The organism is Aliiroseovarius halocynthiae (genome assembly GCF_007004645.1).
Taxonomy (GTDB): domain Bacteria; phylum Pseudomonadota; class Alphaproteobacteria; order Rhodobacterales; family Rhodobacteraceae; genus Aliiroseovarius; species Aliiroseovarius halocynthiae.
Window position 1 is genome coordinate 1 of the sequence record NZ_ML660021.1, and the last position, 12,989, is coordinate 12,989.

A 12,989-nucleotide genomic window follows, 5' to 3' on the forward strand; every position below is an offset into this window, starting at 1 on the left:
TGCTGCGGAAGCTGAAGAAAGCCAATCGCAAGCTAAGCCGTGACGAACTCATTCAGCTTGTCGAAAACAACGATAAGAAGCGCTTCACTCAGTCCGAGGACGGCTTGTGGATCAGGGCAGCTCAAGGTCACTCAGTCAATGTGGACTTGGGCCTAGAACCGCGACGTCCACCTGACGAGCTATACCACGGCACAGCCAGCGCAAATCTGGATGCAATATTCTCAGACGGACTAAACCCTGGGCGTCGTCATCAAGTTCACCTCTCTTTGGATCCTGACACGGCTAAACGCGTCGGCCAAAGACACGGAAAACCTGTTGTTCTAATAGTCGAGGCGCAACGAATGTTTGAGGACGGGTTTCTGTTCTACTGCGCCGACAACGGCGTTTGGCTCACTGACAAAGTGCCAGCAGTCTACTTGGGATTCGGGAAAACTGCATAGAAACCAGAGCAGCTTGCAAATGGGCAGCTATGAACACTGTTTTTGTCTGAATTCTATCGAGAGTGCCTAAATCTGCGGTGCTCACAAAATTCGCGATGTGCAAAATCCACTGATCTGCGCTAAAAAGCGACAGACTCCTGTCGAAAGAGACAAACTTCGTGTCATCTTTCATTAAGATGAAAGTGGTGAGCCGTGAAGGATTCGAACCTTCGACCCACTGATTAAAAGTCTCTGGGCTCACTGTTTTCTTGGAATTTCACCGGGTTGCTTCAAGTATCACATAACCTTGTTATAAATGGATAAAGTGCATATCTTACTTGCATGGGTTTGCATGGGGTTTCAGTTTCCGTGGTAGCCTGGTGGTAGCCAAGATAGGGGAATGCCATGACTGACAAGGTGAAGCTAACCAAGCGGTCGGTGGACGCGCTCAAGCCCAGCGAAAAGCGCTTCGTGGCGTGGGATGCCGAGATTTCCGGCTTTGGTGTCCGTGTGGCTCCCTCTGGGCGGAAAACCTACGTTCTGAAATATCGTGTTGGCGGGGGCCGATCGGGCCGGGTGCGCTGGGCGGTGATCGGCGCTCATGGAACGCTAACACCGGATCAGGCACGGGAAACCGCGCGGCGCTGGGCATCAGACGTAGCAGCCGGGGGCGATCCGGCGGGTGCAAAGGCAGAATGGCGCAGCGCGCCCACCGTGAGCGATTTGCTTGACCTGTATCTGACTGACCATGTGGGAAAGAAGAACAAGGGCAGCACCGCCAAGAATGCTGCCTTGCTGGTGGACAATGTTATCCGCCCAGCGCTGGGGCGGTTTAAGGTCGCTGACGTGACTGTTGGTGATGTGGCACGGTTTCACAACGCGAACGCAAAGACACCGTATCAGGCCAATCGGGCGCTTGCCGCCTTATCCAAAGCCTTTGGGCTTGCTGAGGTCTGGGGAATGCGTCCGGATGGGTCGAACCCGTGTAAAAAGGTTGAACGCTTCAAGGAACAGTCACGCGAACGCTTTTTGTCTGGTGCTGAGTTTCAGCGGCTGGGTGAAGTCCTGGCACAGGCTGAGCGGGAACCGCTGCGCATTGCCGTTGCCGATGGCAAGGAACGCCTAACAAAGGTGAACCCTCAGGCAATCCGGGCTATCCGCCTGTTGATTTTCACGGGGGCACGAGTGGGTGAAATCCTTGGTCTTCGGTGGGAACACATCGACTCGGGCAATGGCCGCGCCAACCTGCCGGATTCCAAGACCGGCAAGAAGGCAATCCAACTTCCAGCCCCAGCGCTTGAGGTGTTGGCGGCGGCTGACCGCCCAGAAGATGGCAAAGGCTACGTAATCCGGGGTGGGGATGGATCTGACCCAGAGGTGCCGCTTGTGAACATCAAGGGGCCGTGGGGTGCAATCCGTCAGACTGCAGGGCTAGATGATGTGCGCCCGCATGATCTTCGTCACGCTTTTGCATCGATCGCGGTAGCAGGTGGTTTGTCCTTGCCCATGATTGGGGCGCTGCTGGGCCACCGCGAGACCCGCACAACGCAACGCTACGCGCATTTGTCGGATGATCCACAACGCGCGGCTGCTGACTTGATTGCTGGCCGGATTTCCGACGCGATGCGCGGGCCGGAAAGCGGCGCTGAGGTGGTTCCACTGCGAAAAGGTCGTTAGACGTGTTCTTGTGTGTGAGAACATCAAGAGGGCAGCATGAGAAAGCCAAATCCAAGGGAGCAAAAAGTGCTCCGAGGGTTTGCCGGAACCCCTGAGCCATGGGGGCTCTTTGTCGGTGCGGGCAAGGTTACTTTGGATAGCTTGCTTGCTGAAGGCTGGGTCAGGCCCAACACTGATCCGAATTATCCGGCTGATTACTATGAAATCACGCCAGAGGGCGAACAGGCAGCTTACCTTTAAGGTTGGATTCGCGATACAAAAGCCCACCATATCTTGTGCTTGGCGGGTGTCGCATCTGGCTTTTTGATACTCCTGTATACACCCAAAATTCCTGTAACTTTGTAACTTTGTTACGAATGCCCGTAACCGCCAGAAATTACTTGATAAATCAGGTAACAAAAACGGACGCTACAAGTAACAGCTTTTTGGTTTTGTTACGTTTTCCGATGCCTTTGTGTTTATCACGGCAACTGGGTGCAATCTGGCGTGGTTTAGGCTCTTTGTCGGTGCGCCACAAAAAACCACTAAAATCGCCCGTTGACGGCGGTATCGTCCAGAGTTGGCGGCACAAGATGTTGTGTTTCGTTGATTTTCGCCCAGCGCTGGGCGTATGTTACATCTGGGCGGCTAGGTTTAGCGGCTGAACAGTCGGATATCGCACCCGGCCCGCCGCCCGTTTTGCAATGTGCGAGCGCCTGGCGAGGGCAGCAAGATGCTGAAGTCTATAGACCGTGACCAATCGTTCCTATTAGGCGCAAATGCGCTATATTTGAATCGCTTCAATTTCTTGATCCAGTACGGTGCCACGCCTCCGGGTTGTCGCGGGCACCTGCGAGGCCTAGACTCAGATGATTTCCATAGTTTTGATAAATTGCGCTCATTCATTTGTTGGCCGGGTCTTATCGATGATCGGATAGAAGACCCATTTGAGCCATTCGCCAAATTCCCGCAGCACAATGAAGAACTCAAAGCCTTGATCAAGTCGGATGCAGACGTGGCGCGGGTGGCGCTTAAAGATCTGGCGTTCGATCGAAGTGAGTTGGAGCGCATAGAGCAAGCCAATAAAGATGGCATGGATCGTCTTGACTGGATGCGACCAATTTGCCGTTGGTCTCCATGTGAGGTAATTTGGACTGCTCGTCATATCGTGGTCGATTACCTCTCTGAGGGAGCAGGTGCTGACGCGGTTGATATCACCAACCTCAATGGCATATCCGAAGCGCCTGCCAAAGTGGATTGGATGCTGGCGGCAGAGTCTCTTAGCGAATGGAAACGGACACCTGCCAGAAATGGCCCAGCTATCAAGGAAGCTGTTCGCCGTGTCGTGGATGGCGATGAGGCAAACGCCCATGCCTCTGCGTTACGTCTTGTGCGAGAGTTGGGCTGGGGGCCTAGAGGATCTGCAAAAAAGGGGCAGATAGTTGCGGCATCCGAAAATGCGGCGAAAGATGCAATATACTTGCCTGCGAGCAAGATATTGAAATCTTTGGAAGACAACGGACTTTTTCAAAAGTAACCACATTTTTACTTACTAGTTTCCAAACCTTCCCAAATGACGCCCAGCGCTGGGCAAGCGCAGATTGCACTCACATTGAAACGAAATGGAGTGCAAGAATATGCAAGAAAATGATGCTGATAAGCTGCTGACGCGGGCCGAGGTCGAAGCTCGCTTTGGTTTGTCGCGGCGCTTTCTTGAGGTTGCTGCGGTTAAAGGGGACGGCCCAACAATGGTCCGCTTGGGGCGTGCTGTCCGCTATCGAGTGCAAGATGTGCGGGAATGGATCGAGGCGCGTCGTGTGGCCTCCACCTCTCAGGAGGTCGGCCAATGAAGCGCGAAGTTGAAGGCTGGGACGGGGTTCCGCTGCGCAAGCACGTCGAAAACGCCCAACAAACTGCGACTGATGCACAACAGGTGGCCAGTGATGCGCGAGACCTAGCGGAGGTATGCTGCGATGAGCAAGCCACCCTTTCGGCCCGGTTGGGAGAGATCGAGCGTCGCCTTGCCGCCTTTGAAGGGGGGAGCGAGGCATGAATGCGAACCGTAAACCTGCAGAGATTCTGAAGGCTCCAAACGGTTGCCTGACGTTTTCGCGGGCTGACCAAGCCCAGCACGCCCGTCTCGACCTGTCACGACATGACCTCGCCACTCTGGAAAAGGTGGGTTTTGCCGTTGATGCTTTGAACCGCTGGCATGCGTTCGTGCAATCTGTCGAGCAAGTTGAAAGCCTTATCAGCAGATATGAGCAAGCCACCCTTCCGGTTCTCGGGGGTGCGCAAGATGACTGAGGCAAGAAATGTGGTGCAGGCGCTGGGCGGCGAGTGGAAAGGCAACACCGGACTCGCACCCTGCCCGATATGCCAGTCAGAAGGGCGGCGGGATCAGCGTGGCTTGAGCGTGAAGGATTCGGGCGGGCGGACGCTGTTGACGTGTCATAAGTCAGGTTGCCCAGCGCCTGATATCTTCACGGAATTGCGCGGGCGCGGGATTGTGCAGGGCAATGGGCATAGCATCCAGCGTTCACCCGCTGATATCCAACGCGAAAAAGCGGAGCGCCGCAAAAAGCGAGAAAGGACGTGGGCCTATTGCTATGACTTGTTCTCACATGCAGTGCCCATAACGGGAACCCTGGCTGAGGTGTACCTAGAAGGGCGCGGAATTAAAGCGCAATGGCACAAGATGCGCCATACACTGCGCTATCACCCAGCACTGCCGCATACTGGAACAAAGCAAAAGCTGCCCGCCATGATCGCGCGTCTGCGCGGGCCAGATGGCCGCGCTACTGGTCTGCACCGCACGTATCTGAAGCCCGATGGATCGGGCAAAGCTGATCTGCCGGGCGGCGCTAAGCTTATGCTTGGAAGCTGCGGGGGTAGTGCAGTGCGCTTCGGGCCAGATCGCCCGGTGATCGCGCTTGCTGAGGGAATAGAGACCGCTCTGAGCATTGGTGTTGCGTCGCGGCTGACTGTTTGGGCCACATTAAGCACAAGCGGGATGAAAGGTTTGATCCTGCCCCCACCACCAGTTGCTGAGGTTGTGGTTATCGCGGCTGACCATGACTCGGCGGGGTTACTGGCGGCTGAAGAAACGGCCTTGAGGTTGGAAGCCGAGGGCCGTGCGGTCTCAATCATCACACCCCAAGCAGAAGGTATGGACTTCAATGATGTGCTCCGAGGTGGTGCACATGGGTAAGGAAGAAATCAAAAACGCGATCGATGGCGCAGTAGAGGACGCCAAGTCGAAGGCCAATTCGGGCGCTGGGCGGAACGGAAAGGCCCAGCGCAAAAAGACCAAACGGCCCTTTCCGTTCAAGGTGGACGAAAATGGCGTTTGGCGACGGGTTGAACGTGAAACCGATGATGGCAGCAAGCGCACAACTTGGCAGCGCTGGGGCAGTGAATTGCGCGTCATGGCACTCACCCGGAATGATGAGGGCGAAGACTGGGGGCGGCTACTTGAAGTCGTGGACCGTGACGGGGTACGCCACCTCTGGGCAATGCCAGCGGCGCTTCTGGCTGGATCTGGTGATCCCCTGAGAGGGGAATTGTTTCGCTTGGGTTTTGAGCTTGAGCCGCGCAGGGATGCCAAGGCATGGCTGTTGGAATATCTGATATCAGCAGACCCTGAAAAGCGCGCACGGTGTGTTTCCCGCGTTGGATGGCACGGCGAAACATTTGTGCTGCCAGATGGTCCTATAGGCGCAGCCGAGGGCGGTGAAGAGGTCATTCTGCAATCGGCAGAAAAGCCTGATCATGCCTTTAATGTCGCGGGCACCCTCGAAGAATGGAAAACACAGGTCGCAGCCCCGGCGCTGGGCAATTCGCGCTTGGTGCTGGCCATATCTGCGGCATTCGCCGCGCCGTTGTTGGCGCTACTGGGCGATGAGGGCGGCGGGTTTCATTTTCGGGGTGCATCATCCTCCGGCAAGTCAACGGCTCTGACGGTTGCTGGATCGGTCTGGGGCGGTGGCGGGACGCGCGGATTTGTCCGACAATGGCGGGCCACGGATAACGCGCTGGAAAGCGTAGCTGCGCTGTCATGTGACGCCCTTCTGTGCCTCGATGAGCTGTCACAGGTTGATGCCAAAGCCGCAGGGTCTGCTGCCTACATGCTTGCCAATGGCAAAGGTAAGGCCCGCGCTGGGCGCGAGGGTCAAGCTCGCAAAGTGCTGGAATGGCGTGTCCTGTTTCTGTCCAATGGCGAAATCGCCCTTGAGGACAAGATCAAAGAAGGTGGCGGGCGCATTGCGGCTGGAATGGAGGTAAGGGTTGTCGATCTACGGGCAGATGCAGGCGCAGGTATGGGGATCTTCGAAGACACCCATGAGGCCGCTGACCCAGCCAGTTTCGCCCAGCGCCTAAAGAAGGGTGCAAATAGCTTCTACGGGACGCCGGGGCGCGCTTTTTTGGCTGGGTTGGTCAATGACTTGGCGGGACACCGTGAAGGGCTGGCAGCGCTTCGTAAGTCCTTCATGGATACCTCTTTGCCACAGGGATCTGATGGGCAAGTGCGCCGCGTGGCGGATCGCTTCGCTCTGGTGGCTGCGGCGGGTGAGTTGGCAACAAATATCGGTTTGACGGGGTGGCCCGCTGGTGCTGCGCTCAGCGCCACCCAGCGCTGCTTTCAAGACTGGTTGTCCGAGCGTGGCGGGGTTGGGTCTAGCGAGGTGGCAGAAGCCAAGCGACGCATAGCTGAGGTGCTGCAGCTACATGGTGCCAGTCGGTTCCAGAAATGGGCGAAAAGCAGCTCTGATCGGATGGTGATCACCAATCGAATGGGGTTCGTGAAAATCGAAGGCGATCCAGATATTGAGGAAACAGAAAGCACCTACTTTTTCATGGTGCAGCCCCTCAAACAGGAATTGGCGGGCCTCGATTTTCGGACAGTGGTTTCGGAGCTAGTCGCCTCTGGCGTTATTGTCGATCAGGATGGCAAGCCAAACAAGGTGTTCCATGTGTCCAGTGGTGGTGGAAAGCACCGCCTATATCAGATCGATCGCGACAAGCTGAACGCAGAACTTGGAACGGACGATGCCTCGTAAGCCTGACTGGGACGCGCTGGGCAAGCTTTTCGCTCCGTCCCTTGATAGCCAGCCCGGCGCCTCAGAGGGTGACACTGTGAGGTATCTTGGTGAACCCATGCCGAAATGGCTTGCCCTAGATCTTATGCGAGAGCGGGCTGCTATCTATGAGTATGAGGCTGGCATGTCACGTGATGAGGCAGAGGCTAAAGCGCGGAAGGCGCTAGAAAAATAAAGCCCCGCAGGACTTGGTATCGTCTTAGCGGGGCTACCACTGGTGTGGTTTTGAGGCTCAACGCTGGGCGCGAGCTGACAAGGAACATATAGGGTAGAAAACCTATAACGTCAACTTAACGCAGCGCTATAGTGCGGAATATCAGGCGATCATGCAGTTCGATCCCACATGGTTGTGGGCCCGATCCTACTAAGGCAGGGCGTACAACCATTTCGCAGTAAGCGGTGCAAAACACCCTACTCACAAGGTCTTCCAGCTTCAAAATACCAAGCGTATATTGGCGGTACGCCAATTTGGAAGCGAATCTGGGCAGAATCGGCCCATTGCGGACGTTCGCACAGTTTTGGTCAGCTTCCCGAAAGCTGCCATTGCGATCACATGTGTCAAATACAACGTGAGGCGGGCTCTGTGGACAAACACTGATGGATCCTCCTAACAACTGGAGAGAAGTTGGGTTTTAGGTCATGAACTTTCCATTCAGTTCTCACTCACGCGTGGTAGACTGGAAGCCGACGTGGTTGACGGCAATATCTAATGTTATGATCGTTTGAGAGATATGAGCGAAACACCTGAAACATCTGAGAAATACGCTGAAGAAGTTGCGGACGGACGTAAGCTCGAAATCTCGATCCAAATGGACACACGGTCCGGTCGTTTTTTCGGGCGCCATGATGCAGTGGAGGATAATGAGCTTTCTCGAGACATCGCCGCGAATGTCTTCAAGTCCATCGGCTCCATTGGCCAAAACGAGGCACGGCTCGCCGAGGAGCTCCAAGCGAAATGCGACGCATACGATCACGAGGAAGCTGCCAGGCTTGCTTTATCGGACGAGGCGCATGTTGCCCTTATGTTTGCAGAAGGACGCAATCTATTCCACGCAGCTTTGAACGTCGACCACACCCGCGTTAGTGAAGAGCACCGAGAGGAGTTTCTGAAGTTCATCGTCGGTTTAGCATCCAAGGTTGGCATTTTTGCACCTGTATATCAGCAGACCAAAGAGTTGCTTGCATCGCTCGAAGATCACGACAACGACTTTAAGCATTCCCTAACCAACATGCTCGGGCTAGCTGAAGCAGAGCGTGGCGCACCAGAAGCTGCGCTTAGAATTTGGCAGAATTTGCTTTCGGAGCATGATGGTATCCGCCCGGGCGAGCGCGGCTGGATCTACCGTAACATGGGATTTGTCTACCTTCAGATCGATCATCCACGATCTCAAAAACGCGCAGTTGAATGCTTTCAGCAAGCGATAGATGCCTTTCTTGAAGCTGGCGATAAGAATGGCGCCATTGATACTTCAGAAAAGCTTGCCAAGCTTCTAGCGAAATCTAGCGCAGGCGAGGCTTTTGATCAGTTTGATCGAATGCTCGAGCTGTGCAGCAATCACGGGGCTCTAGACGAAGAAATTACAGCCACCGTTCATTATGCAAAAGCTAAACGATTGCTGGACGCCGGTCGGCACCACGAATGCCAATCCTCTGCGCTTGAAGCTGCGAGAATACGGCGCGGGCTGCATGGCGCAGAAGAGGGCTTGATTTCGAGTCTTCACCTTGCGGCTATCGCTGCAAACTTTTGCGGAGATGACGAAACGAAAGAAAAATGTGTCGATGAGGCGGCTGAACTGGAACGCATGACAGGCTCTCGACATTTCGCGTTTGGCAGACGGATAACGAGCTTGATGGAGAGTTTTGATAGATCAGAAGCCGACGCGCTGATTGGGGAAGCAAGAGAAAGCGGGGACACAGAACTGATAGCCGCCTCTGAGACCGCTGCGGTTCTTGGAGACTCCAAACTCAGCAATGTCGATAAACTTGCGCGTTTTGAAGCGCTTCATACTGAGTTGGAGAAGCTGAGAACAAAAACCGAGACACTCAAGCCAATAAGAATGGGTGTCGCCGTATGCTTCAAGGAATTGGACGATTTTGAGAATGCAGCGCGATGGTTTCGCAAAATATTAGATGACAATCCCTTAGATGTTCAAGCAGCAACATCACTTGTCGACGCTCTCTGGAAAGCCGATCAATGGGGTGACGCTGCAACCGAGTTAGCAGAGCAGATCGCTAGATTTGGGGAGCAACCAGGTTATGTGTTCGCTTATGGGCGTTCGCTGTTTGAAGCGGGTGATTTGAGCGGGGCGGTTCAGGCTCTGACCAAATCCATGAAACTTGCCTCGACAGAATCCGATATTCATCAAACAGCTACGGAGCTCCGTGAACGAGCGCTGCAACTCGGCGGCGTTATGCCGTCAAAGCCCATTGATTTGTCGCCACCCTCCCATGTCACTCTGGAACAGGTTGATGCCGCCTTGCGCGAGTTTGGCAATTTCGTTTCCTCTGCCAAACGTATGGAGTTTTGGCGACGAAAGAAAAAAGAAAAGGGTCACAACTGGGTTCAGAATCCTGAGCGCTTTGGTCAGACTTTGCTGCACACCTTCCTTAAAGCTCGCTTTCTCCACAGCGTGCAAATTTTCGAGGAGTTGAATGTTGGGGCAGGCAGACTGGATGTTCTAGCACAGTTCGCTGGTGGCTTGCGGGTGATAATTGAGCTCAAGATATGCGGTGGCGGATACTCCACGACATATGCGCAAAGTGGTGATCAGCAAATACAGCACTACATGGAGAACGAAGGCGTCCACATCGGGTTTCTGATGACGTTTGATGGTCGTATTCGAAAAAAAGGAGAGCTGCTAGTAGCAAACACCGGCTCTCACCACACGATTAGAGAAGTGCTGATCGATATGCGTTCAACGGTTAAATCGTGAACTGCTAGATCAATTGGTATCGGGGATCAGTAACTGTCCGTCATCAAGGTCTATGGGCCTTCGTGCTGCGTGATCTAGCGGGGCGATAGGCTCATCTATTTCATGAGCTAACGCAACGTGTAGTCGCGCCGGATGACCGCAATCCGCCCCGTTGAAAAACAACGTATTGCCACTAAAAGAACACCGCTCTGGTCTGAAGTGCTGCGATGTGTGAGGTCTCAGCACTCCCGGCCAAAGCTAAGTTGCACTGTTTGATGATTCGAACACTTGTCGCTCAGTCTTAGTAGGGCTGGACGGCAATGCTACTAAGAATACGGTGGCAATCATGCGCTATAGGCCCAGCGCTACTTTAATGCAGTCAAGAATTTTGGCAAACTCCACTTCGGAAATGCGGGGTGTCAAATACTTCCGCTTTCCGGTCTGGTCGCGATCGGTCCTGAATAAATCGAGGCGATCAAACCCAACGGTTGCAAGCATATCTGCCTTAACCCAGCAATTGGTTTCTGGGAAATGCGGCAATTCATATGGCAGTTCAATCTGACAGTGGTGTGGGGCAATCCGATCTGGTGGCGTCGTACTGAGAGGAACAACGGTTATCAACCCACTGCGATGGCGCAGCCGAGGCGATATTGCTATGACTGGTCGCCGCTTGACCATTTCAGGCGGTTTGAAGCCGCCCTTGCTATAGTCACACAACAAAACGGTGCGCTGATTTACGTCATACTTTATCGGCAAGTTAGGTGTCCGTCTGTTTGAGCGCTACACCCAGTCCGTTGGCAGTGTCACCGCTTTCGAGGAACTGAATTCCGTTTGCAACCAAAGCGCCGCGAATAGCCTCAATGGTGCCGTGTCTGCCGGAAAGCTTGCCTTGGGTGGAGTCCAAGCGCTGTACAGTCGGGTAACTGATTCCGCTTTCTGCCGCCAAATCATTTGCAGTCCAACCAAGCAATGAACGTGCCGCCCGTATCTGTTCACCTGTCATCCGCGGCCTCAATAGGTAATCTTGCTTTAATGATAGATTATCTATTGAAAGATAGCCCATCCTTTGTTATAGATATTCTATCAAAGAAGAAAGGGCAACCCGATGACACTGAACCGTTCCGAAATTATGAAAGCCGCTTGGAAGGCCACGCAGGAAAGAATGGACACCTTTGGATACGCGCGCCGCCAGCTGCGCAGCGTGTTTGCGTATTGCCTACGCCGCGCATGGGCAGAAGCAAAAGCCGCCGCAGCGCTATTGGCTCGATCTGCCGCAAGCCTTTGGGCTGAGTTGTTGGAATTGGAAAACCGGGACCGCCTTGGTTTTCGGGGTATCGAACGCTTGAGCCAGCTTCGCCGCGCCTATGAAGGTGCAAAGGCTCGAGAAGCTGAGGCCCAGGCTCAAGTTGACCACGATGAGAAGCGCGAGCTGATCCAATCAGCGGGTGGCCGCTTTGCCTCTGTGACGTTCATCAAGAAAGATGGCAGTACCTGCGTGATGCTTAATCAGCCTGCTAAGCTGAAATACCATGTCAAAGGCGATGAGGCTACGCCCAGCGCTCGCAAAGCGATTGAAACACGCAAGGCCCGCCATCCTCACTTGCTGTCTGTGTGGGATGCGGACAAAGCTGCGCCTCGCTCGGTCAATCTTTCGACGGTCACAGAAATCCGTCTGGATGGTTTGGCACACGTGTTTGAGGTGGCGGCATGACGAATACCATTGAGACGCCACAGATCGCGAACAAAGAGAGCTGCATGATTGAACGGACGCAAATTGATCAGTTGAGCGTAGCGGACGCTCGCCGCTTTTGCGAAGTTATCATTGAAGCACTCGATGCTGGTGTGTGCGATCAAGTGTCGGATTTACTTCTGCCGCTCATCTGGATGATTGAACAATCCTTGATGGAGCGCCCGGTGCAGGATCTTCAAACTCTTGCAACAAAGGTTTGGGTTGTCTGTCGCACTGTCTCAGAATCCGAACCGGATATGGTTGCGCTGTGGTCTGACGTTGAAGGAATACTCAGCGCCTCAGCCTGACCCTTCCATGATTCATGGACCATGTAAGCCCCGCGCACTCATGTGTGACGGGGCTTGCTCACACCCCGCGCCCCAGCATGGGTAGCACTTATGTCGCGCGGCGGTGTTGATCCCTAAAATGCGCGCGCAATGGCCACCAGAGACGCCATGAAAGGGCTGAGGCCCCGCAAATCTATGCTGGTAGGCTAAGTGGTGCGCAGTTTCTTTGGGCGCTTATACCTTAGCGCAGAGGCTTTGGCAGGCCGCAGGTCAAGCAAGGGGGGGGCGGTCAAAAGTTCATAACCACCCGATCCCTAGACCCGCATCCCCCTCAGTCGGAGATTTTTTTCCTGCAAGAGAAGAATTTCAAAATGGGCCAGTTTTTAGGTCTTGTGAGAGGCTATTTGTTGGCCTCTGAGCGACGGCTCAAAACTGGGTCTGACCTCGATGTTTTTGGGCAGATCAACGCAGTGTCGCCCAACTGCGGGCTTGCACAGATCGAGGCAGATAGAAGGGGAATAAGTGCCATTTGACGTGGTATTTTTTCCTGTTTGTGACCTTGGTCCAAAACGGTGCAAAACTACACAGAAAACAGCCTTTTCCAGATCCTCGAAGAACAGGCGTTCTCAATAAAATCAGTATCGTAGGCGTAACAGATCAAAATTTCTGTTACTTTCTTTGTTACCAAATAAAGAGGTAATAAGTAAGTAAAATCAATTAGTTATATATATAAGTAACAAAGTTACAAAGTTACAGGGGGTTTTGCAGCCTTGCGCCCAGCGCATGGCAACTTCGAAGGTTTTGCCCCAATCGCCTTCAGCATTCATGGAAAAGTGCGAAATCGCAAATTTTGCGCGACGGGTTCCCCGTCTGCACCCAATGGCGCG

At 54.0% G+C, this 12,989-nt stretch carries 15 protein-coding genes; 13 read left to right on the plus strand and 2 right to left on the minus strand.

Annotated elements, in window-relative coordinates:
• From FIL88_RS10500 to FIL88_RS10545, 11 genes are all read left to right on the plus strand, one after another.
• Nucleotides 1-440 (plus strand): RNA 2'-phosphotransferase (locus tag FIL88_RS10500; RefSeq protein WP_142853829.1); only part of this gene is annotated, 440 nt, incomplete at its 5' end.
• Between the two features lie 384 nt (nt 441-824).
• Entirely contained in the window at nt 825-2,096 is a 1,272-nt protein-coding gene (locus tag FIL88_RS10505; RefSeq protein WP_142853830.1) for a site-specific integrase, read from the plus strand.
• 36 nt (nt 2,097-2,132) lie between these two features.
• A complete protein-coding gene (locus FIL88_RS10510) occupies nt 2,133-2,336 on the plus strand; it encodes a hypothetical protein (protein WP_142853831.1) in 204 nt (67 codons plus the stop codon).
• 472 nt (nt 2,337-2,808) lie between these two features.
• Entirely contained in the window at nt 2,809-3,612 is an 804-nt protein-coding gene (locus tag FIL88_RS10515; protein WP_142853832.1) for a hypothetical protein, read from the plus strand.
• A 100-nt stretch (nt 3,613-3,712) separates the two neighbouring features.
• A complete protein-coding gene (locus FIL88_RS10520) occupies nt 3,713-3,925 on the plus strand; it encodes a helix-turn-helix transcriptional regulator (RefSeq protein WP_142853833.1) in 213 nt (70 codons plus the stop codon).
• The gene (locus tag FIL88_RS10525; protein ID WP_142853834.1) at nt 3,922-4,128 is read left to right on the plus strand and encodes a hypothetical protein; all 207 of its coding nucleotides are present in this window, start codon (nt 3,922-3,924) and stop codon (nt 4,126-4,128) included. Before FIL88_RS10520 ends, FIL88_RS10525 begins: the two co-directional genes overlap by 4 nt.
• Nucleotides 4,125-4,382 carry a hypothetical protein gene (locus tag FIL88_RS16695; RefSeq protein WP_185960911.1) on the plus strand — a complete coding sequence of 86 codons (258 nt, stop codon included), beginning with the start codon at nt 4,125-4,127 and terminating at the stop codon, nt 4,380-4,382. Before FIL88_RS10525 ends, FIL88_RS16695 begins: the two co-directional genes overlap by 4 nt.
• On the plus strand, nt 4,375-5,286 hold the full coding sequence (locus tag FIL88_RS17170; RefSeq protein WP_456057505.1) for a DUF7146 domain-containing protein: 912 nt from the start codon (nt 4,375-4,377) through the stop codon (nt 5,284-5,286). Before FIL88_RS16695 ends, FIL88_RS17170 begins: the two co-directional genes overlap by 8 nt.
• Complete coding sequence (locus FIL88_RS10535) at nt 5,279-7,135, plus strand: DUF927 domain-containing protein (RefSeq protein ID WP_185960913.1); 1,857 nt, start codon at nt 5,279-5,281, stop codon at nt 7,133-7,135. Before FIL88_RS17170 ends, FIL88_RS10535 begins: the two co-directional genes overlap by 8 nt.
• Nucleotides 7,125-7,349: a hypothetical protein gene (locus tag FIL88_RS10540; RefSeq protein WP_142853837.1), complete on the plus strand. Its 225-nt coding sequence runs from the start codon at nt 7,125-7,127 to the stop codon at nt 7,347-7,349. Before FIL88_RS10535 ends, FIL88_RS10540 begins: the two co-directional genes overlap by 11 nt.
• 556 nt (nt 7,350-7,905) lie before the next feature.
• Nucleotides 7,906-10,107 carry a tetratricopeptide repeat protein gene (locus tag FIL88_RS10545; protein ID WP_142853838.1) on the plus strand — a complete coding sequence of 734 codons (2,202 nt, stop codon included), beginning with the start codon at nt 7,906-7,908 and terminating at the stop codon, nt 10,105-10,107.
• Between the two features lie 330 nt (nt 10,108-10,437).
• On the opposite strand, the gene FIL88_RS17125 is transcribed toward FIL88_RS10545, so the two are convergent.
• Together FIL88_RS17125 and FIL88_RS10555 are read right to left on the minus strand one after the other, a co-directional pair.
• A complete protein-coding gene (locus FIL88_RS17125; protein ID WP_142853839.1) occupies nt 10,438-10,842 on the minus strand; it encodes a type II toxin-antitoxin system PemK/MazF family toxin in 405 nt (134 codons plus the stop codon).
• 1 nt (nt 10,843) lies between these two features.
• Nucleotides 10,844-11,149, minus strand: coding sequence for a helix-turn-helix domain-containing protein (locus FIL88_RS10555; RefSeq protein ID WP_185960914.1), 306 nt, complete (start codon nt 11,147-11,149; stop codon nt 10,844-10,846).
• Between the two features lie 42 nt (nt 11,150-11,191).
• Between FIL88_RS10555 and FIL88_RS10560 the strand changes: the two genes are divergently transcribed.
• The gene (locus FIL88_RS10560; RefSeq protein WP_142853841.1) at nt 11,192-11,797 is read left to right on the plus strand and encodes a hypothetical protein; all 606 of its coding nucleotides are present in this window, start codon (nt 11,192-11,194) and stop codon (nt 11,795-11,797) included.
• On the plus strand, nt 11,794-12,123 hold the full coding sequence (locus FIL88_RS10565) for a hypothetical protein (protein ID WP_142853842.1): 330 nt from the start codon (nt 11,794-11,796) through the stop codon (nt 12,121-12,123). The genes FIL88_RS10560 and FIL88_RS10565 overlap by 4 nt, the downstream gene beginning before the upstream one ends.
• Nucleotides 12,124-12,989: the final 866 nt, after the last annotated feature.